We start from the raw sequence: 24,744 nt of genomic DNA on the forward strand, positions 1-24,744 counted from the left end.
TGGAGCACACCGTGACCGACGCACACACCGCAGGCCCCTTCATCGCGGCCATCGACCAGGGCACAACCTCGAGCCGCTGCATCGTCTTCGACAAGGACGGACGGATCGTCTCCGTCGACCAGAAGGAGCACGAGCAGATCTTCCCGAAGCCGGGATGGGTCGAGCACGACGCCGCCGAGATCTGGACCAACGTCCAGGAGGTGGTCGCCGGAGCCGTCTCCAAGGCCGGCATCACCCGCGACGACATCAAGGCGATCGGCATCACCAACCAGCGTGAGACCACGCTGCTGTGGGACAAGAACACCGGCGAGCCGGTGCACAACGCCATCGTCTGGCAGGACACCCGCACCGACGCGCTCTGCAAGGAGCTCGGGCGCAACGTCGGCCAGGACCGCTTCCGCCGCGAGACCGGCCTGCCGCTGGCCTCCTACTTCGCGGGCCCCAAGGCACGCTGGCTGCTCGACAACGTCGAGGGCCTGCGTGAGCGCGCCGAGGCCGGCGACATCCTCTTCGGCACCATGGACTCCTGGGTCATCTGGAACCTGACCGGCGGAGTCGACGGCGGCAAGCACGTCACCGACGTCACCAACGCCTCCCGCACCATGCTGATGAACCTCCACAAGATGGAGTGGGACGCCAGAATCTGCGAGTCCATCGGCGTGCCGATGGCGATGCTCCCCGAGATCCGCTCCTCCGCCGAGGTCTACGGCGAGGTCACCGGCGGACAGCTCGGCGACCTGCTCGGCGGCATCCCCGTCGCCTCCGCGCTCGGCGACCAGCAGGCGGCCCTCTTCGGCCAGACCTGCTTCGACGAGGGCGAGGCCAAGTCCACGTACGGCACCGGCACGTTCATGCTCCTGAACACCGGTGACAAGGCCATCAACTCCTACTCGGGCCTGCTGACCACGGTCGGCTACCAGATCGGCGACCAGAAGCCGGTCTACGCCCTGGAGGGCTCCATCGCCGTCACCGGTTCGCTGGTGCAGTGGATGCGCGACCAGATGGGCCTGATCAACTCCGCCGCCGAGATCGAGACGCTCGCGTCGTCGGTCGAGGACAACGGCGGCGCCTACTTCGTACCGGCCTTCTCCGGCCTGTTCGCCCCGTACTGGCGCTCCGACGCCCGCGGTGTGATCGCCGGTCTGACCCGGTACGTCACCAAGGCGCACATCGCGCGCGCCGTCCTGGAGGCCACGGCCTGGCAGACCCGTGAGATCACCGACGCCATGACGAAGGACTCCGGCGTCGAGCTCGCGGCCCTCAAGGTCGACGGCGGCATGACCTCCAACAACCTGCTGATGCAGACCATCTCGGACTTCCTCGACGCACCCGTGGTGCGCCCGATGGTGGCCGAGACGACCTGCCTCGGTGCCGCCTACGCCGCCGGTCTCGCCGTCGGCTTCTGGTCCTCGACCGACGAGCTGCGCGCCAACTGGCGGCGGGCCGCGGAGTGGACCCCCCACATGGACGCGGGCACCCGCGACCGTGAGTACAAGAGCTGGCTCAAGGCCGTCGAGCGGTCCATGGGTTGGCTCGACGAGAGTGGCGAGGAGTAAGACACATGACCACCCTGCAGAGCGTCCCTGCCCTCGGGACGCGTCCGGCCGCCGGTTCCCAGCAGAGCCGCGCCGAGACCCGGGAGCAGCTTTCCAAGGCGACGTACGACCTCCTGGTGATCGGCGGCGGAATCCTGGGCATCTCCACCGCCTGGCATGCCGCGCAGTCGGGACTGCGGGTGGCCCTGGTGGACGCCGGTGACTTCGCCGGCGCCACCTCCTCCGCCTCCTCCAAGCTGCTCCACGGCGGTCTGCGCTACCTGCAGACCGGCGCGGTGAAGCTGGTCGCGGAGAACCACTTCGAGCGTCGTGCGGTGTCCCGCCAGGTCGCCCCCCACCTGGCGAACCCGCTCACGTTCTACCTGCCGGTCTACAAGGGCGGCCCGCACGGGGCCGCCAAGCTCGGCGCGGGCGTGTTCGCCTACAGCGCGCTCTCCGCGTTCGGCGACGGCGTCGGTCACCTCCTGTCGCCGTCGAAGGCCGCGCAGGACGTGCCGGAGCTGCGCACGGACAACCTGAAGGCCGTCGCGGTCTACGGCGACGACCAGATGAACGACGCCCGCATGGCGCTGATGACGGTCCGCGCGGCCGTCGAGGCCGGCGCCGCCGTCCTCAACCACGCCGAGGTCACCGGCCTGCGCTTCACCCAGGGCCGGGTCACGGGCGCGGAGCTCAAGGACCGCACGACCGGCGACGAGTTCGGCGTCAACGCCCGGCTGGTCCTGAACGCGACCGGCCCGTGGGTCGACCACCTGCGCAAGATGGAGAACCCGGCCGCCGCGCCCTCCATCCGCCTGTCCAAGGGCGCGCACCTGGTCCTCAAGCGCACCGCCCCCTGGAAGGCCGCGCTGGCGACCCCGATCGACAAGTACCGCATCACGTTCGCCCTGCCCTGGGAGGACATGCTGCTGCTCGGCACCACGGACGAGGAGTTCGAGGGCGACCCGGCGGACGTGCGCGTCACCGAGGCCGACACCGCGCAGATCCTGGACGAGGCCGCGTTCTCCATCCGCGACCAGCAGCTGTCGCGGGACCTGATCACGTACTCCTTCGCGGGTCTGCGGGTGCTGCCCGGCGGCCCCGGCGACACGTCGAAGGCCAAGCGCGAGACGGTCGTCACCGAGGGCGCGGGCGGCATGCTGTCGGTCGCGGGCGGCAAGTGGACGACGTTCCGCCACATCGGCCGGACCATCATGAAGAAGCTGGAGTCGCTGCCGGGCCACCCGCTGGGCGACGACTACGAGCCGGTCTCCTCGCTGCCGAAGAAGCTGCCGCTGCCCGGCATCGCCAACCCGCGCGCCGTCGCCCACCGCCTCCTCGTGGACGGCCCGGCGCCCGGCCCGCGCATGGCCGCCGACACCGCCAAGCACCTGGCGACGCACTACGGCTCGCTCTCCTTCGACATCGCCCGCCTGGCGAACGAGAACCCCGAGCTCGCCGAGCGCGTCCACCCGGACGCCCCGGAGATCTGGGCACAGGTCGTCTACGCCCGCGACAACGAGTGGGCCGAGACCGCGGACGACGTGCTGCGCCGCCGTACGACGCTGACGATCCGCGGCCTGGCCACGGACGAGGTGCGCGGCAAGGTCGAGGACCTGCTCGGCAAGAAGAGCTGAGCCCGAGGGCTCGCACGAGCGGTCCGTAAGGGGCAGTCGGTAAGGGGCGGTTCCCATGGGGACCGCCCCTTACCTGTGTCCGGGGGCGCGTCCGTACGCCGGGCGGGCGCTGCGTACGATCACCGGCGTGAGCTCTCCCATGGCGTCGCCCTCCGACGCGCAGCCCATCACCCGCGTCCCTCGCACCGGACTGCCCGCCCAGGCGGTCGTCGTCGGCGACCCGGGCCGCGCGGAGACCGTCGCCGCGCTCCTGGCCGACGCCAAGGAGGTGTCGTACCACCGCGAGTACCGCACCTTCACCGGTGACTGGCACGGCACCCCGGTCGTCGTCTCCTCGCACGGCGTCGGCGCGCCCGGCGCCCTGCTGCTCTTCCAGGAGCTGGCCGCGGCCGGCGTCAGGACCTTCCTGCGGCTCGGCACGGCGGGCGCGATCCGGCCCGGAGTCCGCGACGGCGACCTGGTCATCGCGGACGCGGCGGTACGCGACGACGGGGTCAGCCAGCAGCTCATCCCCGCGGAGTACCCGGCGTTCGCCGCACCGGAGGCCGTTCTGGCGCTCCAGCGGGCGGCACGGGCCATGGACGCGCCCCACCACCGGGGCGTGGTGTGGACGCGGGCCGCGTTCCAGCCGGGCTTCCTGCCGTTGCCCGCCGCCGCGTACGAGCGGGCGGGCGTCGCGGCCATCGAGATGGAGCTCTCCGCGCTGTACGTCTTCGCCTCCACCCACGGTCTGACCGCGGGCGGCGCCCTGGTGGTGGACGGCGCGAACGCGGACGAGCTGGTCGACGAGGAGGCGCTCCTGTCGACCGGCGGCTACGACCCGCACCGCGAGGTGGTCGCCGCCGGGGTCGACCGGGGCGCCCGGATAGCCTTGGACGCGCTGCGCCTGCTCGTCGCGCGGCCGACATGACGACCCGGAGAGACGATGCCTCACACCGATCTGCCGGCCCAGGGCCGCGGCGGCCCTGACGACCTGGACCTGCTGGTGCACGGCGGCGACGTGCTGACCGTCGACGCCGCGGGCACCGTCGTCAGGGACGGCGCGGTCGCCGTGCGCGCCGGGCGCGTCGTGGAGGTCGGTCCCGCCGCCCGCCTGCGCGCCGCCCACCGCGCCACCCAGGAGATCGACGCGCGGGGCTGCCTGGTGCTGCCCGGCCTCATCAACACGCACACGCACCTCGCGATGAACCTGATGCGCGGCATCGCCGACGACGTCACGCTCCAGGGCTTCCTCTCCCGGGTCATTCCGCGCGAGGCCGCGATCCTCTCGCCGGACACGGTGGCGACCGCGATGCGCGCCGCCGTCGCGGAGTCCGTGCGGGGCGGGGTCACGACCGCGCTCGACATGTACTGGTTCCAGGAGGCGGCCGAGGAAGCCGCCCGTGGCGCCGGGTGGCGGCTGCTGACCGGTCCGACGTTCATGGACGTCCCGGGACCGCCGGACGGCAGGCCCTACGAGGAGCGGCTCGGGTGGGCGACCGCGCACCTGAAGGCGTACGTCCCCGCGCCGGGCACCCGTCCCGTCGTCTGCGCGCACTCCGCGTACACGCTGAACCCCGCGCAGCTCACCGAGATCACCGCGCTCGCCAGGGAGCACGGCGCGCTGCTGCACATCCACGCCTCCGAGAACGCGGCGGAGGTGGCGAACGTCGTCGACCTCCACGGCATGCGCCCCGTGGAACTCCTCGACTCGCTCGGCGTGCTCGGCCCCGACACGCTGCTCGCGCACGCCGTGGACCTCACGGACGCCGAGATCGCGACGCTGGCCCGCACCGGCACGGCCGTCGCGCACTGCCCGGTGTCCAACCTCAAGCTGGGCTGCGGCATCGCGCGCGTGCCCGAGCTGCTGGACGCGGGCGTCACGGTCGGCCTCGGCACCGACGGCGCGGTGTCCTCCAACACGCTCGACCTGCTGGGCGCGGTGCGGATCGCCGCGCTGGTGCACAAGGCGGGCGGCGACCCCACCGCGGTCGGCGCCGAGCAGGCCGTCCGGATGGCGACGATCGAGTCGGCGCGCGCGCTCGGGCTCGGCGACCGCCTCGGTTCGCTGGAGCCCGGCAAGCAGGCCGACCTGATCGTCCTCGACCTGGACCGGCCGCACCTCGCGCCCCGGCACGACCCGTGGTCCACACTGGCGTACGCGGCGTCGGCCGCCGACGTGCGGGACACTGTGGTGGACGGACGTGTACTGATGCGCGACCGGGCGCTGCTCACCCTCGACGAGCAGGCCGTCCTGCGGGCCCTCCATGACGCGGCGACCGCGTCCGATGCGGCACCGGTCTCCTGACCCGCGCGCGGTCTCCCGACCCGCACCCGAACTGAACTGACATCGACCCCCGAAGTGGCACCCACCGCATGACGTTCGAACCCACCCGCGGCTTCACCGGCCGCGCCCGGGCCGCCGACCGCGACCCGCGGCTGCCCCCGGGGCAGTACGACGCGGGCGACGGCTGGCCCGTCCTGTCCGCCGAGGTCACCCCGCGGCTCGCCGCCGCCGACTGGACGTTCCGCGTCGACGGTCTCGTCGCGGCCCCGCGCACCTGGACCTGGGACGAGGCGCACGCGCTGCCCGCGTCCGAGTACCGGGGCGACATCCACTGCGTGACGAGCTGGTCCAAGTTCGGGGTGCGGTTCGGCGGGGTGAGCCTGGACACGTTCCTGGCCGCGGCCCGTCCGCTCCCCGAGGCGACGCACGTCGTGGCGTACGCGCACACCGGCTACACCTCGAACCTGCCGCTGTCCGACGTGACGGGCGGCAAGGCGTGGATCGTGTGGGAGTACGGCGACGAGCCGCTGCCCGCCGAGCACGGCGGCCCGGCCCGGCTGATCGTCCCCCACCTGTACTTCTGGAAGAGCGCCAAGTGGGTGGCGGGGCTGCGGCTCCTCGACCGCGACGAGCCCGGCTTCTGGGAACAGAACGGCTACCACCACCGGGGCGACCCGTGGGCCGAGGAGCGTTACGCCGGTGACTGACCCCCAGACCCCCCGTGAGCCCTTCGTGCCGCCGACGGCGTTCGCCGTGCCCGGCCGCATCGAGGTGAGCAGCCGTTCCGCGGCCGTGTGGCAGCGCGCGACCGTCGTGGAGATCCGCCGCGAGACGCCGCTCGTCTCGACGTTCCGCCTGAAGGTGCCCGACTGGCAGGGGCACCTGCCGGGCCAGCACCTGATGCTGCGGCTCACCGCCGAGGACGGTTACGTCGCCCAACGGCACTACTCCATCGCCTCCGCGCCCGACGGCAGCGGCGAGATCGAGCTGACCCTCGACCACGTGCCGGGCGGCGAGGTGTCGGGGCATCTGCACACCGTGGCGCACGTCGGCGACACCGTCGAGGTGCGCGGGCCGCTGTCCGGCTTCTTCGCCTGGCCCGGCGACCGGCCCGCGCTGCTGCTCGGGGCCGGCTCGGGCGTCGTGCCGCTGATGTCGATGGTCCGGCACCAGCGGCTCGCGGGCCTCGACGTCCCGGTGCGGCTCGTCGTCTCCGCGCGCACGCCCGCGGACCTGATCTACGCGGACGAGTACGCGGACGAGACCACGGTCGTCCTGACCCGCTCCGAGGGCCGGCTCAACGCCGCCCATCTGGCGCCGTTCCTCGGCGCGCAGGGGCAGCCCGAGGGCGGCTGGGAGGCGTACGTCTGCGGCTCCAACGGGTTCGCCGAGCACGCCTCGCGGCTGCTCGTGGAGGGCGGCCAGCCGGTGGACCGGATCCGGATCGAACGCTTCGGCTGACCCCGGTCCATAATCGCCTGACACATCGGATGTCTATCAGGCGAGGTCCCCATGGCTGTCACCGACGAAGCCATCGAGAAGATCAAGGGCATGATCGTCTCGGGCGCCCTGCGCCCGGGTGACCGGCTGCCCAAGGAGAGCGAGCTCGCCGCCGAACTGGGCCTTTCGCGCAACTCGTTGCGTGAGGCGGTGCGCGCCCTCGCCCTGATCCGCATTCTCGACGTACGCCAGGGCGACGGCACGTATGTCACCAGTCTGGACCCCCAACTCCTCCTGGAGGCCCTGGGTTTCGTCGTGGACTTCCACCGCGACGACACGGTCCTGGAGTTCCTCGCCGTCCGCCGGATCCTGGAACCGGCGGCCACGGCGATGGCCTGCGCCCACATCTCGGACGCCGAACTGGACGCGCTGGACGAACAGTTGGACGCGCTCGGCGCCGGTCCGTCCGTGGAGGAGCTGGTCGCCGCCGACCTGGAGTTCCACCGCCGCATCGTCCGGACGTCCGGCAACTCCGTCCTGTGCTCCCTCATCGACGGCCTCTCCGGGCCGACCACGCGGGCCCGCGTCTGGCGCGGACTGACCCAGGAGGACGCCGTCAGCCGCACCCTCCACGAGCACCGGGCGATCCTCACCGCGCTGCGGGACCGCGACGCGGAGGCGGCCCGCTCGTGGGCGACCGTGCACATCGCGAGCGTCGAACAGTGGCTTCGCACGACGCTGTGAGAGCGCTTCGCTCCTGTGTGTGAACGGTCGTTTCCCGGGCCGGAGCGTGGGCAGTGATCACGCACTCCCCCACGCAAGGGGGCTGCGGACGGACCCCGCCGACGCCGTAAGGTTGGGGCGTACGCAAGGGAACGTCGGAAGGAGGCCTGGGTGATCGAGCTCGAGGGGGTACCCGAGCTGGTCGACCCGGTCATGGTGGCCGCGTTCGAGGGCTGGAACGACGCCGGCGACGCCGCCTCCGCCGCGGTCGCGCATCTCGACAAGGAGTGGAAGGGCGAGGTGTTCGCGGCACTGGACGCCGAGGACTACTACGACTTCCAGGTCAACCGCCCCACCGTCTGGCTCGACGGCGGAGTACGGAAGATCACGTGGCCGACGACCAGGCTGTCGGTGGTCCGCGTCGGCGGCGACAAGCCCCGCGACCTCGTCCTGGTCAGGGGGATCGAGCCGTCCATGCGCTGGCGCTCGTTCTGCAACGAGATCCTGGGCTTCGCGCACGAGCTCGGCGTCGAGCTGGTCGTGATCATGGGCGCGCTGCTCGGTGACACCCCGCACACCCGCCCGGTCCCGGTCAGCGGCGTGACGTCCGACCCGGACCTGGCGCGCACCATGGACCTGGAGGAGACCAAGTACGAGGGTCCGACGGGCATCGTCGGCATCCTCCAGGAGGCGTGCACGCACGCGGGCGTCCCGGCCGTCAGCCTGTGGGCCGCCGTGCCGCACTACGTGTCGCAGCCGCCCAACCCGAAGGCCACGCTGGCGCTGCTCAACCGCCTCGAGGACCTGATCGACCTGCGGATCCCGCTGGGCGAGCTGGCCGAGGACGCGCGTGCCTGGCAGGTGGGCGTGGACCAGTTGGCCGCCGAGGACAGCGAGGTCGCGGAGTACGTCCAGTCGCTCGAGGAGGCGCGGGACACCGCGGAGCTCCCCGAGGCGTCCGGCGAGGCCATCGCCCGCGAGTTCGAGCGGTACCTGCGGCGGCGCGACGGCGGGGAGGGCGGAGCGGCGTACCTCCGGGACTCGCCGAGCGACCGCACGCGGCCGCCGAAGCCGAAGCCGACGCAGCGGCCGGGGCAGGGCGCGGAGGACGGCGAGGGCGAGAGCGGTGACCCCAGCCCTCCGGATTCCTCGGACGACTGACCTTCTCGACACGATGGGGCGGCACCTGTACGGGTGCCGCCCCATTGTGCTGCTCGTGGCCGAATTGCACGGGGTTCCCTTTTCAACTTCCTTTCAAACACTGTTGCTCGAAAGAGGGGTGGACGGCGCGGCCCTGCCGTAGCAGGGTGTGCCCCGGAAACCTGGCGCAGCGCACAGCACGGCACCCGAAGGACGGAAGGGAGCGGTGAAGCGATGACCGAGCAGGCAGACCCGGCGCGGGACCCCGGAGCCGGCGGGCCGGGCCCCGACGGAATGGGATTCACCTACCGAGAAGCCCAACAAGAGCTGATCGTCGTCGCCAGGCCCGAGGCCCGGCTGCGCGCCGGCGAGCGGGACGTCCGCTCGGCCTCCGGCTCCGACGTATCGGCACTGAACATGTTTCTCTCCGACGAACAGCTCACTCTGGAACCGCTGTTCGGCAACGAGGACCGGCTGCGGGCCGCCGCGCCCTCCGCGGCGGGCGAGGACGACGTGCCCGACCTGGCCCTGTTCTACCGCGTCCGCGGCGGCGACGACCGGCCCGACGAACTGCGCGCGCGGATGGCGGCGCTGCCGGGCATCGACACGGCGTACGTGAAGCCCGGCGCCGTACCGGCCTCCATCGACCCCTCGCCGACCCAGCCGCACGACCTGGACGACGCGACGCGGCGGCGCAAGGAGGGCATGCCCGCCACACCCGACTTCACCAGCCGTCAGGGCTACTTGAACCCGGCACCCGAGGGGATCGACGCGCGCTGGGCCTGGCAGCGCCTCGGCGGCTCCGGCGAGGGCGTCACCATCGTCGACATCGAGGGCGCCTGGCAGCTGCGCCACGAGGACCTCGCGGCGAAGCTCGCCGGCGTCGTCGTCGGGACGCCCATCCAGGACCTGGCCTGGCGCAACCACGGCACCGCCGTGATCGGCGTCATCGGCGGCGACCGCAACTCCCTCGGCATCACCGGCATCGTGCCGGATGCCGTGACGGCGGCCGCGTCCTTCCAGCCCCTCGGTACGGCCGCGACGATCCACGCGGCGGCGGAGCGGCTGAACCGCGGCGACATCATCCTGCTCGAACTGCACCGGCCCGGACCGAAGTTCGACTTCGGTCCGCGCGACGACCAGAAGGGGTACATCGCCATCGAGTGGTGGCCCGACGACTACGCGGCGGTGCGGTACGCCACCGCGAAGGGTGTGCTCGTCGTGGGCGCGGCGGGCAACGGCGGCGAGTCCCTGGACGACGCGGTGTACGAGCGGCGGCCGGACGGCTTCCCGTCCTGGTGGCGCAACCCGTTCAACCCGAGCAACCGTTCCTCCGGCGCGGTCCTGGTCGGCGCGGGCGCTCCCCCGCCCGGCACCCACGGCCGCGACCACGGCCCCGACCGCTCCCGCCTGGCGTTCTCCAACTACGGGGCGCGTGTGGACGCGCAGGGCTGGGGCCGTGAGACCACGACGACCGGCGGCTTCTGGGACCGGCCCGGCGATCTGCAGGGCGGCGCCGAGGAACTCGTCTGGTACACGGACACGTTCTCCGGCACGTCCTCCGCGTCACCGATCGTCGTGGGTGCCCTCGCCTCGCTGCAGGGCATGCTGAAGGCCGCGGGCCAGCAGCCTATGACGCCGGAGCGGGCCCGTGCGACGCTGCGCGCGACGGGCTCCCCGCAGCAGGACGCGCCGGGCAGGCCCGCGTCGCAGCGGATAGGCAACCGCCCCGACCTCAAGGCGGCGGTGACGAACCTGCTGCCGTCCGCGGTGGGTTCGGGTCAGGCCGAGCGGTACTGGGACGAGCTGCTCCCGTATCCGCCGGAACTCCCGCCGCGGCTCCGGCTGTTCGTGGCCGGGGCGTGGCGCAACCTCGACAACCCGTCCCCCGAGACGCGGCAGGCGGTGCACGCCGCCTTCGCGGGGGGACGACCGGACGTACGTGTCTGGTTCTCGGACGACGAGGTCGTCGGCCTCGTCGTCACCGGCTGAATCAACCGATCACAGTGAGGGAAGGTGGCACAGGCATGAGCACCACCCCGCAGATGAGTCAACTGGGTCAGCAGCAAGGACGGCAGTACGGACCGCAGCAGCAGTACGGCTCCCAGCAGCACGGGCCGCAGCAGTACGGACAGCAACAGTACGGACAGCAGCAGAGCCCCAGCACGGCCCCGCCGCAGCAGAGCCAGCAGCAGTACGGACAGCAGTACGGCCAACAGGGCATGCAGGGCCAGCAGGGTATCCAGGGCCAGCAGGGCATGCAGCAGGTCCCGCCGCAGCTGCGCCAGCAGCTCCAGCAGCTCGGCCAGCAGCAGCCGTTCCAGAACCTGCTCCAGCAGTTCGGCCAGGAGCAGGAGCAGCAGATCCCGCAGGCGCACGCGCCGGAGATCTCCACACAGGCCCTCTCGTCCAACGTCGCGACGGCGTTCTGGGACGTCGTCGAGCCGCTGCCGGGCCAGGCGTACATCCTCTATCTGCACGTCGACAACGCGTGGCGGGCCTTCGTCGACCCCAACCCGCACACGCACGACGAGATCCAGGAGGCCTTCGCGTACGGGCATCAGGTGATCGGCTACTACGACACCAACAACCCGGGCTACCTGCTGGCCATCGTCATCACCAAGTGACGCGCGTGAACGGCACGCCGTCGGCGTGACGACACGGCGGCGCCGGGCGGAGATCCTCCCGCCCGGCGCCGCCCCATGCCGAGATGTCGACGTGCCGCTCAGCCGCAGCTGAACCGGGCCGCCGCCCAGTCCGCGTGGTCCCCGCTCTTGGAGCCGTTGGTGTCGGACACCTTCAGCCCGACGTGCCGGGCGCCCCGCACGTCGACGTCGACCGGGACGCTCGCCGACGCGCCCGTCACCTTCGGCGAGGTCCACAGCACCTTGCCGTCGGCCTCGACGGAGAAGGCGACCTCTCCGTAGCCGTTGATCTCGTCATCGATGCCGACGTCCGCGGTGAACGTGCCGCAGCGGCCACCCGCGTAGACCTCGATGACGGAATCGGCGTGCGTGCCGATCCCCTTCTCGTACGTCTTTCCGGCCAGGGTCAGCGGGTGGCCGTCGGCGGCGCCGGACTCGCCGTTGCTGCGGTCGCGTTCGGCGGGCCCGTACCCGTTGGTGGACTTGAGCCACTTCATGTCGCTCGCCCAGGTGTCCCGGGTGGGTGTCTCCGGCATGACGCCGAGTGCGAACCGCTGGACGGCGGTGCGGTCCTGGCCGGCCGAGCGGTGGCGGACGGTCGCGGTGAGCGGCTGCTCGCCGATGTCCGCGTCCTTCGCGGGGGTGAGGACCACCTCGACGCGGCGGGTGGTTCCGGCGGGGATCCGGTCGGCCTTCGCGGTGCCGGCGGTCCAGCCTGCCGGTACGTCGAGGGTGGCCTCGACGCCGGTGGCGTCCTTCGTGCCCGCCGTGATGTCGACGGCGACCTTGCCGGGCGTACCCGCGCCGAGTTCCTGATCCGCGGGGACGCTCACGGTGGCCGGCGCGCCGGGCACGGCGCCGCCGACGGCGCTCGTGTCGTCGAGCCGCAGCTCGAAGGCCCGGTCGGTGCGCAGCGCGGCCGTCTTCACCTTGACGACGCCTGCGCGGTCGTCACGGTCGTAGAACCACCCGGCGCGTGCCCGGTCGTACGCGTGCTGCGAGGTCAGCCGCGGCAGTGTGCGCCCGTCCAGCCGCACACGACTGGGCGCGTCACCGGTGTGCAGGGTGAAGGCGTGGTCCCGACTGCCGGGCTTCCCCTCGTACGCACCCTTGCTGGCGCCGATCCGCACCCGCACGTCACCCGCTCCGGAGTGCGGCGCCCGGACCTCGGCTCGTTGGGTGGCGTACTTGCCGTCGCGGTGCTGCCGGGTCACGCCGTCGTCCTCGTACAGCTCGAAGGAGGATGTGCCCTGCGGGTAGATGTCCCAGGCGAGCGGCGAGTCCGCCTTCCTGTCCTGGTACGAGCGGATGCCGCCCGGCCACATGGGCACGGTCGCACCACCGCGCACGAAGAGCGGCAGGGTGTCGAGGGGCGCGCTGTAACCGTCGATCGTGGTCGGGCCCCGGTAGGTGCGTCCGCTCCAGTAGTCGGTCCAGGTGCCCTTCGGGAGGTAGATGCCGTCGCGGGTGGTGGTGTCCTTGTAGACGGGCGCGACGAGGAAGTCCTCGCCGGTGAGGAACTCGTACTTGGCGGCGTCGGTCGCGGCCTTGGGGTCATGGGGGTACTCCAAGGCGAGCGGCCGGACGGCGCCGACCCCGGTCTCGGTCGCCTCATGGGCGTACGAGTAGAGGTAGGGCAGCAGCGACTCGTGGAGTTTCAGGTACTTGCGGTTGATGGAGGTGTAGGGCTCGCCCTGGCGGAAGGGCTGTTTGTCGCTGGCGGCCCAGCCGTCCATCGTCATGGTGACCGGCAGGAACATCTTCCACTGGAGGTCGCGTACGTACGTCTTGGGGCTGCCGCCGAAGATGCCGTCGACGTCGCCGGTCGTGTAGGCGAGGCCGGACATGGTGGACCCGGCGTACGTCGGAATCTGCCAGCGGATGTACTCCCAGCTGCCGCTCTGGTCGCCGGACCACTGCACGCCGCAGCGCTGCGCGCCGGACCAGCTCTCCGGGGCCCAGGTGAAGCCGCGGGCGTCGCTGTTGTCCTCGATGCCCCGGTAGGCGTCCTTGCAGCCGTCGAGCGCCTTCTTGTAGCCGTCGCCGACCCAGGCGACGTCGAGTTTGGCGACGCGCTGTCCGGCCTTGACCTGTTCGGCGATCTTGTCGAGGCCGTCCTCGGTCCACAGCCCCATCTTCATCTTGCGCTCGGCGAGACCCTTGGCGGTCTCCCCCAGATCCTCATAACCGCAGCCGTAGCCGTCGTTGACGAGCATCCAGCCGTTGGGCATGTCGTTCTCGACGTACCCGTCGGCGACCTCGAGGGCGTCGAGGGTGTGCCGCTCGCCGCGGTTGGCGTTGTGGAGGTAGCAGTCGGCGTCGCCGATCTCCATGCCGTAGACCGGCGGCAGGAAGGGTTTCCCGGTGAGTTCGGTGTACTGCCCGATGACGTCCTTGGTGGCGTCGCTGCCGCGTCCGGCGAAGTAGTAGGCGTCGAAGCGCTGTTCTTTCGCGGTGGCGGTCACGGGCGCGGCGAAGTCATAAGTGTTGGGGGCGTACGTGTTGCGGAAGACGCCGTACCCCTCGGAGGACAGATAGAAGGGCACGGAGTTGGGGTGCCCCCCGTCGTCCCAGTCGTAGTCGACGCTGACCTCGACCTTCTTGCCGCGGTGCGAGGTGTTGCCGCGCCCGTTCTGCATCCCGGCGCCGTAGAACTGCTCGTCGGCGCCGCGGGCGAGGCTCTGCGTGGTGCCGTCCGCGGACCAGGACAGCCCCTTGGACTCGGCCCAGACCCGGCTGCCGTCGCTCCGGTACAGGGCGAACCGCAGCGGCGACTTGTAGGCGCGGAGCGTCACCTTGGAGGTGCTCAGCTCGTAACGGTCGCCCTTGTCGGCCCACTTGGTGCGGGGCGCCTTGCCCTGCCGCGGCAGGACGATGTCGTCGCCCGTGGGGTCGGTGAACCTGCCGTCCGGGGCGAGTTCGAGGCGGAAGGTCTCGGCCGACACGAAGCTGACACGGGCCTCTGCGTCGCCCGCGGTCAGCCGGTAGACGGAGCCTTCGGCGTCGAATCCGGTGACGTCACCGACGGTGCTCGCGGTCTCGTCGGCCGCGGCCTGCGCGGAGCCTCCGCCGGGCCCCGCGAACACCGCGAGGAGACCCAGCAGAGCGGCCGCGGCCACAGGTCTGAAGCGCGTGGGAGATCTCATGGCGGAGGTCTAGCGCGCCAACCGGCCCCGCGGCCATGGACTTTGCTGCCGGGCTCGTGGATTTCCGGCCCAGGTCCCGGGCGGACAGGGCGCGGAGATCCAGCCCGTCCGGCGTCTGAGGACGAGCCCGCGGGGCGACGGCCTGCACCCGCACGCGGAAAACCGGACGGACGGAAGAGAATTCAGCCCGTCCGGCGCTCGAGGACGATCCCGCGGGGCGATTCGACCTCAGCAAGGAAGCCGCTACAAGGCCACGCCAAGCAACGCGTCGACGGCGCGGGAGACCATCCCCGGCGCCCCCTCGTCCGCTCCGCCCTCCGCAGCCTGCCCCGCCGCCCAGCGGTCCACCGCGGCCAGCGCGGTCGGCGCGTCCAGGTCGTTCGCGAGCGCCTCGCGGATCTCCTCGACGAGCGCGTCGGCGGACGGCCCGTCGGGACGGGACACCGCCGCACGCCAGCGCCCGAGCCGCTCCACCGCCTCCGCGAGGACCGCGTCCGTCCACTCCCAGTCCGCGCGGTAGTGGTGCGCGAGCAGGGCGAGCCGGATCGCGGCGGGGTCGACCCCGTCGCGCCGCAGCTGCGAGACGAAGACGAGGTTGCCCTTGGACTTGGACATCTTCGCGCCGTCCAGGCCGACCATGCCCGCGTGGACGTACGCCTTCGCGAAGGGGTACTCGCCGGTCAGGGCCTGCGCGTGCGACGCGCCCATCTCGTGGTGCGGAAACGCGAGGTCGGATCCGCCGCCCTGCACGTCGAAGCCCATGCCGAGGTGGTCGAGGGCGATGGCGACGCACTCGATGTGCCAGCCGGGGCGCCCGCGGCCGAGGCTGCCGCCGTCCCAGCTCGGCTCGCCGTCGCGGGCCGCCATCCACAGCATCGGGTCGAGAGGGTTCTTCTTGCCGACGCGCTCCGGGTCGCCGCCGCGCTCCGCGGAGAGGAGCTTCATCGCGGCGGAGTCGAGCCCGGACACCTCACCGAAGTGGGTGTCGGACTCGACGGAGAAGTAGATGTCGCCCTCGAGTTCGTAGGCGGCGCCCATGTCGCGGAGGCGTTCGACGAGCGGCACGATGCCGGGTATGGCCTCGACGGCGCCGATGTAGTGCTTCGGCGGCAGCAGGCGCAGCGCGGTCATGTCCTCGCGGAACAGCGCGGTCTCGCCCTCGGCGAGCTCGACCCAGTCCTTGCCGTCGCGGTTGGCGCGTTCCAGGAGCGGGTCGTCCACGTCGGTCACGTTCTGGACGTAGTGAACCTGCCGCTTGGTGTCGAGCCACACGCGTTGCACGAGGTCGAACGCGTTGTAGGTCGCCGCGTGACCCATGTGGGTCGCGTCGTACGGGGTGATTCCGCAGACGTAGATACGGGCGACGGGACCGGGGTCGAGGGTGACGAGTCCACCGGTCGCGGTGTCGTGGATCCGGAGGTCGCGGCCCTTGCCGGGAAGGGCGGGGACCTCAGAAGCGGGCCAGGCATGCATGCCCTGAGCCTAACCGGACGGGGCGTCCGTATACGAGTGGGGGATCACGGCGGACAAGAGTGGGGGATCACACGGGCGGCCAGGGAATAGCGGGCCACTCACCGCTCGGCTCCGGGTGGCGTCCCGACTTCAGGAGTGCCGCCACTCGTGCGCGCAGCGCCTCGGTCTCCGTGGGAGTGATCAGGTCGGCCAGCCGGCCCGCCAGCGCCGCGCCCTCCGCGAGGCCGTCCTGGAGGCCTTGGAGGGCCTTCAGGGCCTCGTCGGTCAGGGGCTCCCCCGCCCAGCCCCACAGCAGCGTGCGCAGCTTGTTCTCGGCGTGGAAGGTGACGCCGTGGTCGATGCCGTAGAGGTGGCCGTCGGCGGGCAGCAGATGGCCGCCCTTGCGGTCGCTGTTGTTGATCACCGCGTCGAGGACGGCGAGGCGCCGCAGCCGTACGTCGTCGGCGTGCACGAGGAGCGCCGTCCGCTCCTCGTCGACCTGCGCGAGGCCGACGGCCTTCCAGCCCTCGCCGGGTTCGTCCCCGTCGACCAGGGCGAGGAGCCGCGCGTCACCGGACGCCTCGATCCACAGCTGGCACATGCCCTCGCCGTGTGGCCCGTCGCGCAGCACGGTCGGCGGCACGAGGTCCCAGCCGGTGGCGAGCGACACCTCGTAGGCGGCGACCTCCCGCTGGGCGAGGGTGCCGTCGGGGAAGTCCCACAGCGGGCGCTCGCCGGCGACCGGTTTGTAGACGCAGGCGGCCTCCTGGCCTTCGTACGCGACCGTGCAGTAGAGCACCGCGTTGGAGGCCTCGCGGATGCGGCCGCGCACGGTCAGCTCCCCGTGGGTGAGGAGCGCGACGGGGTCGGCGACGGTCACGCTCCCCGCCGGTATCCGTTCTGGCGCGGGCATACGTGTCCTTCCGGGTCGAGCGGGAGGCTGCACAGCGGGCACGGCGGGCGACCCGCGTTGACGACTTCGAGTGCGCGCTTGGCGAAGGCGCGGGCCTGCGCGCCGGTGAGGCGGACGCGCAGCATCGGCGGGCCGTTCTCCTCGTCCTGCAGGAGCCTTTCTTCGGCTGCGGCGAGGTCGTCCTCGGTGTCGGCGTCCAGCTCGACGAGGGCCTGCGCCTCGACGACCATCCGCTCCTCCTCGCCGTCCCAGGCGAGCGCCATCGTGCCGACGCGGAACTCCTCCTCCACGGGGGAGTCGAGCGGCGCGCTGTCGGAGACCTCGGACGGTGCGACGGCCGGCACCGGGGCGTTGCCGCCGCTGCGGCGTACGACCTCGTCGAGGAGCTCCTCCATGCGCTCGGCGAGCGCGGCCACCTGGGTCTTCTCCAGGGCGACGCTGGTCACCCTGACACCGGCGGAGGCCTGGAGGAAGAAGGTACGCCGTCCGGGCAGCCCTACCGTTCCCGCGACGAATCGCTCCGGGGGGTCGTAGAGGAACACCTGACGGGACACGTCCTGTCTCCATTGATCGGCGGCAATGTACGGAGGGCTGTTTCAGCCCGGTTCACCCTACTGCGGGGGACGATCACGGTGCGCCCGCACCGCCTCCCACGGTCGCGTCGTCGCCCGGCGGCTCCTCGCGCGGCGCGAGGGACGCGAAGTCGCCGGTGTCGCCGAGGCGTACGAGGAAGGGGCGCAGCCGTGTGTAGCGGATGGCGGTGACGGAGCAGGGCTCCACGGAGATGCGCTGGAACAGGTCGAGGTGGAGGCCGAGGGCGTCGGCGACGAGGGACTTGATGATGTCGCCGTGGGAGCACATCAGGTAGACGGCGTCCTCGCCGTGTTCGTGCTCCACGCGCGCGTTCCATTCGCGGACCGCTTCCGCGGCGCGGGTCTGCATGGCCCGCATGGACTCGCCGCCGGGGAACGCGGCGGCGGACGGGTGGCGCTGGACGACCTCCATGAGGGGTTCGTCGCCGAGTTCGGCGAGCTTGCGGCCCGACCAGTCCCCGTAGTCGCACTCGCCGATGCGGTCCTCGGTGTGCACCCGCAGTCCGGGGCGGGCGGCGAGCAGCGGCGCGACGGTCTCGCGGCACCGCTGCAGGGGGCTGGTGACGACCTCGGACATGGGCAGTGCGGAGAGCCTGTCGGGCAGCGCGGCGGCCTGGGCGGAGCCGCGCTCGTCGAGGGCCACGCCGGGGGTCCACCCGGCGAGCAGGCCGGCGGTGTTGGCCGTGGAGCGTCCGTGCCGGACGAGGATCAGCGTGGGCATGCGGTTCAGCCTATGCGCCCCAGGTGGTGCAACCGCGGAAAGGCCGGGAAGAATGCGCGGTGTGATCGTCGACTGTGCCATTTATCGGGACGGGCGTCGGACCGAGGGCCCCGGTGACCTCTCCGACGCCCTCGATCAGGCGCGGGCGGAGGGTGACGCGTTCGTGTGGATCGGGCTGCACGAGCCGACGGAGAACGAGTTCGAGCGGGTCACCCAGGAGTTCGGGCTGCATCCGCTGGCCGTGGAGGACGCCCTCAAGGCCCATCAGCGGCCCAAGCTGGAGATCTACGACGACTCGTTGTTCATGGTTCTCAAGCCGGTCGTGTACGAGCAGGACAGCGACACCGTCTCGTCGGGCGAGGTCATGATTTTCATGGGTGACTCGTTCGTGGTCACCGTCCGGCACGGTGAGGGCGCGCCGCTCGGTGTCGTACGGCACCGTCTGGAGGCCGAACCCGATGTCCTGAAGCACGGTCCGACGGCGGTCCTGTACTCGATCGCCGACGCGTCCGTGGACCACTATCTGGAGGTGGCCGACGAGCTGCAGGCCGATCTGGAGGTCCTGGAGGCGGAGGTCTTCTCGCCGGAGGGCGGGAGCTCGTCGCGGAACACGGCGTCGCGGATCTACCGGTTCAAGCGGCAGATCCTGGAGTTCCGCCGGGCGACGGGTCCGCTGGCGCTGCCGGTGGCACGGCTCTCCGGGGTGAACCCGTTGAGCCCTTCGGTGCCGTTCGTGGACGAGACGGCGCAGCCGTTCTTCCGGGACGTCAACGACCACCTGACGCGCGTCAACGAGTCCGTGGAGGGCTTGGACCGGCTGGTGTCGGACATCCTGTCCGCGCATCTGGCGCAGATGAGCGTGCGGCAGAACGACGACATGCGGAAGATCTCGGCGTGGGCGGCGATGGCCGCGGTGCCCACGATGATCGCGGGCATCTACGGCATGAACTTCGACCACATGCCGGAGTTGCACTGGCCGTGGACGTATCCGGCGGTGATCCTCCTGATGGCGGTCCTGGAGATCGTGCTCTACCGCATGTTCAAGCGCCGCGGCTGGCTGTAGCTCAGGCGAATTCGGTGGCCGTCGTGGCGGGTCCGCCGAGGGCGTCGCGCCGTCGGGGCATCTTCAGGGAGACCATGCGCCGCCAGCCGATGGCTCTCTCGTAGCCGTACATGGCGTGAATACCGGCGGTGAGGAGCTGCCTCTTGGCGTGCGGCCAGTGGAGGATGCGTCCCATGCGCTCCATGACCGCGAGGCTCACGTCGCGGTGGATGCGGATCTCGGCGTGGGCGCATTCGCGCAGAGTGCGCTGGATGGCGCGGCCGTGCCCCGCGCGCGCGAGGCGGAGCAGTTCCTCGTGGCAGTACGCGAGGTGGTTGTCCTCGTCGTGGGAGATCATGCGGACGGCGCGGCCGATGTCGGGGTGGTCGCCGAAGTACTTGAGCAGCAGCCGCATCTGTTCGGAGGCGCGCTGTTCGGTGACTCTGCTGTGGGCCAGGTACGTGACGATGTCCCGCACGGACAGCGGCTCGTCGGCCTTCAGCTTGTCGTGCGCGAGGCCGATGCCGTGCTTCTCCAGGAGCATGGTGTAGTCGGTGTCGTGCGGGACCTCGACGGGCTGGAGGCCGCGCTTCTTGAGCAGCGCGTGGAAGATCCTGCCGTGCTTGTCCTCGTCGGCGCCGTGCCGGGTGATCCTGGGGGCGAGGGCGCGCTCGGCCTCGGGTACGAGCGCGGCGATGCGGCCGTTCTCCCAGCCGCCCTGGGCCTCGCCGCTGGCCGCGATGGAGCAGAAGAGCCTGAACGATTCGTCGTGGTCGAGGATCTCTCCGAAGACACTCCTGGCCGACAGCATCACGGGCACCTCCATGGCCTGCGCGCGAACCTCGCGAAGAACGAGTCAAATGCGAGGTTCCGTCAGGGGCAACACCTGTACCGGCCGACTGCGCCGAACGGTGGACGCCTGTCCCGCCACGAGGCCGTAACCGAGGGCTCCTTGACGCGTTGTTCCCCGTGACGGCCGTGGCGGGGAAGACCCCCCGAGCCCCCACCACGGCCGCAGACCTGCTTCCCCCTTCGCTCCCCCTCTTCCCTACGCCAGTCCGGCGCGCTCCAGGGCCTCCGTGCCCGCGCGCAGCGAGGCGAGCCGCTCCTCCAGCGTGAAGCCCGCGGGGGCCAGCGTCAGCGTGGTGACCCCGGCCGCGGCGTAGGCCTGCATGCGGTCGGCGATCCGGTCCACGGAACCGAGCAGCGTGGTGGAGTCGATCAGCTGCCGGGGCACGGCCGCGGCCGCCCCGTCCTTGTCGCCCGCCAGGTACTTGTCCTGGATCTCGGCGGCCTCCTTCTCGTACCCCATGCGCTGCGCCAGCTGGTTGTAGAAGTTCTGCTTGCGGCTGCCCATGCCGCCGACGTACAGGGCGGTGTACGGCCGGAACATGTCCGCGAGGGCGTCGACCTGCGCGTCCTCGCCGACGGCGAGCGGCACCGTCGGGACGACGTCGAAGCCGTCCATCGTCTTGCCCGCCTTCTCCCGCCCGGCGCGCAGGTGCCGGATCGCGGTGTCCTCCAGGTGCTCGGCGGCCGGGAAGATCAGCAGGGCGCCGTCGGCGATCTCGCCGGTCTGCTCCAGGTTCTTCGGGCCGATCGCGGCGACGTACAGCGGGATGTGCTCGCGCTGGGGGTGGACCGTCAGCTTGATGGGCTTGCCGGGGCCGCCGGGCAGCGGCAGCGTCCAGTGCTCGCCCTCGTAGGAGAGGCGCTCGCGGGTCATGGCCTTGCGGACGATCTCGACGTACTCGCGCGTACGGGCCAGGGGCTTGTCGAACTTGACTCCGTACCAGCCCTCGGAGACCTGTGGGCCCGAGACGCCGAGGCCGAGGCGGAACCGGCCGCCGGAGAGCGAGTCGAGGGTCGCCGCCGTCATCGCGGTCATCGCCGGCTGCCGGGCCGGGATCTGGAAGATGGCCGACCCGATGTCGATGCGTTCCGTCTGCGCCGCCACCCAGGAAAGGACCGTCGCGGCGTCCGACCCGTACGCCTCCGCGGCCCAGCAGACCGCATAGCCCAGCTTGTCGGCCTCCTTCGCGACGGCGAGATTGTCCGCGTCCATCCCCGCGCCCCAGTAGCCGAGGTTGATCCCGAGCTGCATGACCGGTCCCCTTACCGCTGTACTCATGAGTAACGTGTCTGTGCCCGGGACTGTAGCGTGCGGCACCCGATCCGTCAGGGACGGAGGGTGGCCCGGTTCTCCACAATCGCTGCTTTGTCCACAGGCTCGCCCGTCGCGGGGGCACGGCCAGTAATCTCAGCGCCCATGGAGCAGAGGCATCTCGGCCGGACCGGCCTGCGCGTGTCCCGCATCGGACTCGGAACCCTGACCTGGGGCCACACCGAGGAGAACGACGCCGCCGACCTGTTGAAGGTGTTCTGGGAAGCCGGCGGCACCCTCGTCGACACCGCCGACGTGTACGGCGACGGGGAGGCCGAGTACCTCATCGGCCGCCTGGTCGAGCGGCTCGTGCCCCGCCGCGATCTGGTCATCGCGACGAAGGCGGGCAGCGTCCCGGACCCGGAGCGGCGCTTCGACGGCTCACGCGGCCACCTCCTGGCCGCCCTCGACGCCTCCCTCACCCGCCTCGGCACGGACTATGTGGACCTGTGGCAGGTCCACGCCTTCGACCCGGGGACACCCCTCGAAGAGACCCTCCAGGCCCTGGACATCGCGGTCAGCAGCGGGCGGGCCCGCTATGCGGGTGTCGCGGACTTCTGCGGCTGGCAGCTCGCCAAGGCCGCGACATGGCAGCTCGCGGCGCCGGGCACCCGCACCCGCCTGGCCAGCACGCAGATGGAGTACTCACTGCTGCAGCGCGGCGTGGAGCGTGAGGTGCTGCCCGCCGCCCTCGACCTGGGCGTCGGGCTCCTGCCGTCCTCGCCGCTCGGCAGAGGCGTGCTCACCGGGAAGTACCGGCACTCCACGCCCGCCGACTCGCGCGGCGGCTCCGACCACATGGCGCCCTTCGTCGCGCCGTACCTGGACGAGACGGCGGGCCACGTCGTCGACGCGGTCGCGACGGCCGCCGACGGGCTCGCGGCGACCCCGCTCCAGGTCGCCCTCGCCTGGGTGCGGGACCGCCCCGGCGTGACGGCCCCGATCGTCGGCGCGCGCAACGCGCAGCAGCTCACGGCCGCATTGTCAGTGGAGACCCTTAGTCTTCCTGACGAGATCTGCAGGGCGCTCGACGATGTGTCGGCGCCGGTGCACCGCTATCCCGATCACGACTGGAGCACGCTGTGAGTACGGAACCCGCCGCCGCGGAGGACCCCGGGGCCGCTGCCGCGGAGGAGGCGGAGTCGCCCGGCGCGGAGGAAGCCGCGCCGGACGCCGAGGCCACGACGGACACCGGCGAGAGCAAGGACGAGGGCGAGAGCACCGAGCTGTCCGAGGCCGAGGCCGAGATCGCCGCGCAGCGCGAACTGCGGGAGCGCATCGAGCAGCGGAAGGCGTCGAAGCAGGGGCCGATCGAGGCAGGGACGAAGCTGAGCGGCACCGCCGCCGACCTGCTGGCCGCCGTGCGCGCCGTGGAGAGCGGGGAGAAGCCCGTCGCGAGCGCGTTCCAGGAGCCGGAGCCCGCGCGCAGGCCCGCCCCGGCCCGCGCGCCCGAACCCGTGCGCCCGCAGCAGCCCGCGGCCGACCGGGCACCCGCGCAGGAGACCGTCGAGGCCGTCCGTGCCGTGCTCGCCGAGGGAGGCGCGCCGCCCGCGCTCGCCGAGCCGACGGCGGCCGCGCTCGGCGACGGCGCCGACGGGCAACTGCGTGCGGACCCGTGGCAGTTGCTGCGGGTCCCCGGCGTGCGGCCCGAGCAGGCCGACGGGTTCGCCAGGGCGCTGCTCGGCGCCCAGTGCGGGCCCGACGACGAGCGCAGGGGCCGCGCGATCACCGTGTGGCTCCTGGAGCAGGCCGCCGTCGCCGGGCACGCGGCGCTCGACGTCGCGACGCTGATCGCCGCGCTCGGACAGCGCGCGGTGCCGGATCCGGACGCGGCGGTCCAGGGCGCGCTCGCCGAGGGCGATGCCCTGGTCTTCCAGGACGCGCTCGAAGGGACCGAGGTGCCGGGTCCGCGCACGGACGTCGAGGCGACGCGGGGCGAGGCCGGCGGAGAGGACGGTGCGGTCGGGGAGGACGCGGAGCCGGAGCGCCCGGTCCGCGTCCTGATCGGCCTTGAGCGGTACGCACTCGCGGAGGAGAGCCTCGCCGACGGCCTCGCCCGCCTGATCAACTCCCTGCCCAAGGAGACCGACGACACCAGGGAGCTGGAGAGCCCCGACTGGGAGGCCGCCGCCACGCAGGCGTCCGGGTCCGCCGCCGAGCTGATCCGCGCCGTCGCCGGGCACGGACTCGTACTGCACTCCGGCGGCGAGGAGGCGCGTGCCGAACCCGCGGCGCTGGTGAGCGCCGCGGCGGCGCTGGGCCTGCGGGTGTGCGCCGCGGCCCACAGCGCCGACGGACGGCGCCGCCTCGCGCGGGCGACGGGCGCCGACGACACCGCGGTGACCGTGGCCGGACTCCTCGCGGGCGACGAGGGCCCCGGGCGCGACGCGGAGGGCGCGCTCGCACTCGACCTCCTGGTCGTCCTGGACGCGCCGCAGCTGGACGTGGAGACCGCGGCGATGCTCGTCGAGTCCCTGCCCGACGGCGCCCGCCTGGTCCTCAGCGGCGACCCGGGCGTGCTCTGGTCGGCGGGCCCCGGCCGGGTCTTCGCCGACCTCCTCTCCGCGCGCTGCTGCCCGCAGGTCGTCTCGCGCACCCCGGACCCGGGCCCCGTCGGCGAGCTGACGTCCGGCATCGGCATCGGCGAGCTCAACCAGGTCGAGGCGCCCGGCAAGGAAGTCGTCCTCGTCCCCGTGCGCGACCCCGCGGAGGCTATCCACCGCACCGTCCAGCTCGTCGCGGACTCCGTGCCCCGGGCGATCGGAGTGCCCGCCGAGCACACCCAGGTCATCACGCCGGGACACGGCGGCGCCGCGGGCACCCGCGCGCTCAACGCCGCCCTCAAGGAACGGCTGAATCCGGGCCCCGGCCGGTTCGGCGGCTTCGACCCCGACGACCGGGTCGCGCACGCCCCCGCGCCGGGCCGCACGACGCTCGGCCGTGTGGTGCGGGCCGACGCGGAAGGACTGCACCTGGAGTGCGAGGGCGGCTCCGTCGTCGTACCCAAGGAGCGGGTGGAGCGTGAGGTGCGGCACGGCTGGGCGCTCACCGCGCACCAGGCGGCCGGCCGACGCTGGCCCGCGGTCGTCGTGGTACTGCCGGGCGACGCGGCCCAGGCGCTGTCCCGGCCGTGGGTGTACACCGCGTTCAGCCGCGCGGAGCGGCATCTGTCGGTCGTGCAGGGCGTGGAGCAGGCTCTGCCGCGCGCGGTGGCGGAACGCCTCTGGAAGGACCGCACGACGCGTCTGCAGACGCTGCTGCGCCCGCAGGTGCCGACGACGACGGCCTGAGAGTCCCGGAGCGCCGCGGACCTTGGCGAGCGCAGGA

Annotated in this window: 20 protein-coding genes; 13 read left to right on the top strand and 7 right to left on the bottom strand. The window is 72.1% G+C overall.

Annotation, left to right across the window (positions count from 1 at the left end):
• Nucleotides 1-11 precede the first annotated feature (11 nt).
• From glpK to DEJ47_RS06890, 10 genes are all read left to right on the top strand, one after another.
• Nucleotides 12-1,556 carry a glycerol kinase GlpK gene (gene glpK, locus DEJ47_RS06845; protein WP_150165913.1) on the top strand — a complete coding sequence of 515 codons (1,545 nt, stop codon included), beginning with the start codon at nucleotides 12-14 and terminating at the stop codon, nucleotides 1,554-1,556.
• 5 nt (nucleotides 1,557-1,561) lie between these two features.
• Nucleotides 1,562-3,172 carry a glycerol-3-phosphate dehydrogenase/oxidase gene (locus DEJ47_RS06850; protein ID WP_150165914.1) on the top strand — a complete coding sequence of 537 codons (1,611 nt, stop codon included), beginning with the start codon at nucleotides 1,562-1,564 and terminating at the stop codon, nucleotides 3,170-3,172.
• A 139-nt stretch (nucleotides 3,173-3,311) separates the two neighbouring features.
• On the top strand, nucleotides 3,312-4,082 hold the full coding sequence (locus tag DEJ47_RS06855) for a nucleoside phosphorylase (protein WP_150175472.1): 771 nt from the start codon (nucleotides 3,312-3,314) through the stop codon (nucleotides 4,080-4,082).
• Between the two features lie 15 nt (nucleotides 4,083-4,097).
• On the top strand, nucleotides 4,098-5,459 hold the full coding sequence (locus DEJ47_RS06860; protein WP_150165916.1) for an amidohydrolase: 1,362 nt from the start codon (nucleotides 4,098-4,100) through the stop codon (nucleotides 5,457-5,459).
• A gap of 68 nt (nucleotides 5,460-5,527) precedes the next feature.
• Nucleotides 5,528-6,145, top strand: a complete 618-nt coding sequence (locus DEJ47_RS06865) for a sulfite oxidase-like oxidoreductase (RefSeq protein WP_150165918.1) — start codon at nucleotides 5,528-5,530, stop codon at nucleotides 6,143-6,145.
• Nucleotides 6,138-6,899 carry a ferredoxin reductase gene (locus DEJ47_RS06870; protein WP_150165920.1) on the top strand — a complete coding sequence of 254 codons (762 nt, stop codon included), beginning with the start codon at nucleotides 6,138-6,140 and terminating at the stop codon, nucleotides 6,897-6,899. The genes DEJ47_RS06865 and DEJ47_RS06870 overlap by 8 nt, the downstream gene beginning before the upstream one ends.
• A gap of 51 nt (nucleotides 6,900-6,950) precedes the next feature.
• Nucleotides 6,951-7,622 (top strand): FadR/GntR family transcriptional regulator, encoded by a 672-nt coding sequence (locus tag DEJ47_RS06875; RefSeq protein WP_150165922.1) that lies wholly within the window; start codon nucleotides 6,951-6,953, stop codon nucleotides 7,620-7,622.
• Nucleotides 7,623-7,772: 150 nt separating this feature from the next.
• Nucleotides 7,773-8,762: a PAC2 family protein gene (locus DEJ47_RS06880; RefSeq protein ID WP_150165924.1), complete on the top strand. Its 990-nt coding sequence runs from the start codon at nucleotides 7,773-7,775 to the stop codon at nucleotides 8,760-8,762.
• Nucleotides 8,763-8,975: 213 nt separating this feature from the next.
• The gene (locus DEJ47_RS06885; protein WP_150165926.1) at nucleotides 8,976-10,733 is read left to right on the top strand and encodes a S8 family peptidase; all 1,758 of its coding nucleotides are present in this window, start codon (nucleotides 8,976-8,978) and stop codon (nucleotides 10,731-10,733) included.
• A 35-nt stretch (nucleotides 10,734-10,768) separates the two neighbouring features.
• Nucleotides 10,769-11,368, top strand: a complete 600-nt coding sequence (locus DEJ47_RS06890) for a hypothetical protein (RefSeq protein WP_150165928.1) — start codon at nucleotides 10,769-10,771, stop codon at nucleotides 11,366-11,368.
• Nucleotides 11,369-11,466: 98 nt separating this feature from the next.
• Here DEJ47_RS06890 and DEJ47_RS06895 read toward each other — a convergent pair whose 3' ends face one another.
• From DEJ47_RS06895 to DEJ47_RS06915, 5 genes are all read right to left on the bottom strand, one after another.
• Nucleotides 11,467-14,532 carry an NPCBM/NEW2 domain-containing protein gene (locus DEJ47_RS06895; protein ID WP_150165930.1) on the bottom strand — a complete coding sequence of 1,022 codons (3,066 nt, stop codon included), beginning with the start codon at nucleotides 14,530-14,532 and terminating at the stop codon, nucleotides 11,467-11,469.
• A gap of 243 nt (nucleotides 14,533-14,775) precedes the next feature.
• A complete protein-coding gene (gene mshC, locus DEJ47_RS06900) occupies nucleotides 14,776-16,005 on the bottom strand; it encodes a cysteine--1-D-myo-inosityl 2-amino-2-deoxy-alpha-D-glucopyranoside ligase (protein WP_150165932.1) in 1,230 nt (409 codons plus the stop codon).
• Nucleotides 16,006-16,072: 67 nt separating this feature from the next.
• On the bottom strand, nucleotides 16,073-16,897 hold the full coding sequence (locus tag DEJ47_RS06905; protein ID WP_150165934.1) for an SCO1664 family protein: 825 nt from the start codon (nucleotides 16,895-16,897) through the stop codon (nucleotides 16,073-16,075).
• Nucleotides 16,861-17,451, bottom strand: a complete 591-nt coding sequence (locus tag DEJ47_RS06910; protein ID WP_150165935.1) for a DUF3090 domain-containing protein — start codon at nucleotides 17,449-17,451, stop codon at nucleotides 16,861-16,863. The genes DEJ47_RS06905 and DEJ47_RS06910 overlap by 37 nt, the downstream gene beginning before the upstream one ends.
• Nucleotides 17,452-17,524: 73 nt before the next feature.
• The gene (locus tag DEJ47_RS06915) at nucleotides 17,525-18,211 is read right to left on the bottom strand and encodes a histidine phosphatase family protein (protein ID WP_150165937.1); all 687 of its coding nucleotides are present in this window, start codon (nucleotides 18,209-18,211) and stop codon (nucleotides 17,525-17,527) included.
• A gap of 61 nt (nucleotides 18,212-18,272) precedes the next feature.
• On the opposite strand from DEJ47_RS06915, the gene corA reads away from it, so the two are divergent.
• Nucleotides 18,273-19,274 carry a magnesium/cobalt transporter CorA gene (corA, locus tag DEJ47_RS06920; protein WP_150165939.1) on the top strand — a complete coding sequence of 334 codons (1,002 nt, stop codon included), beginning with the start codon at nucleotides 18,273-18,275 and terminating at the stop codon, nucleotides 19,272-19,274.
• Between the two features lies 1 nt (nucleotide 19,275).
• On the opposite strand, the gene DEJ47_RS06925 is transcribed toward corA, so the two are convergent.
• Both DEJ47_RS06925 and DEJ47_RS06930 read right to left on the bottom strand, forming a co-directional pair.
• Nucleotides 19,276-20,064 (bottom strand): ferritin-like domain-containing protein, encoded by a 789-nt coding sequence (locus DEJ47_RS06925; protein ID WP_150175473.1) that lies wholly within the window; start codon nucleotides 20,062-20,064, stop codon nucleotides 19,276-19,278.
• 237 nt (nucleotides 20,065-20,301) lie between these two features.
• Nucleotides 20,302-21,357 carry an LLM class F420-dependent oxidoreductase gene (locus tag DEJ47_RS06930; protein ID WP_150165941.1) on the bottom strand — a complete coding sequence of 352 codons (1,056 nt, stop codon included), beginning with the start codon at nucleotides 21,355-21,357 and terminating at the stop codon, nucleotides 20,302-20,304.
• 165 nt (nucleotides 21,358-21,522) lie between these two features.
• Here DEJ47_RS06930 and DEJ47_RS06935 point away from each other — a divergent pair, with 165 nt between their 5' ends.
• Both DEJ47_RS06935 and DEJ47_RS06940 read left to right on the top strand, forming a co-directional pair.
• The gene (locus DEJ47_RS06935) at nucleotides 21,523-22,503 is read left to right on the top strand and encodes an aldo/keto reductase (protein ID WP_150165943.1); all 981 of its coding nucleotides are present in this window, start codon (nucleotides 21,523-21,525) and stop codon (nucleotides 22,501-22,503) included.
• Nucleotides 22,500-24,707 carry an ATP-binding domain-containing protein gene (locus tag DEJ47_RS06940; protein ID WP_150165945.1) on the top strand — a complete coding sequence of 736 codons (2,208 nt, stop codon included), beginning with the start codon at nucleotides 22,500-22,502 and terminating at the stop codon, nucleotides 24,705-24,707. The genes DEJ47_RS06935 and DEJ47_RS06940 overlap by 4 nt, the downstream gene beginning before the upstream one ends.
• Nucleotides 24,708-24,744 lie beyond the last annotated feature (37 nt).

Origin of the sequence: Streptomyces venezuelae (genome assembly GCF_008642355.1) — a bacterium.
GTDB lineage: Bacteria > Actinomycetota > Actinomycetes > Streptomycetales > Streptomycetaceae > Streptomyces > Streptomyces venezuelae_B.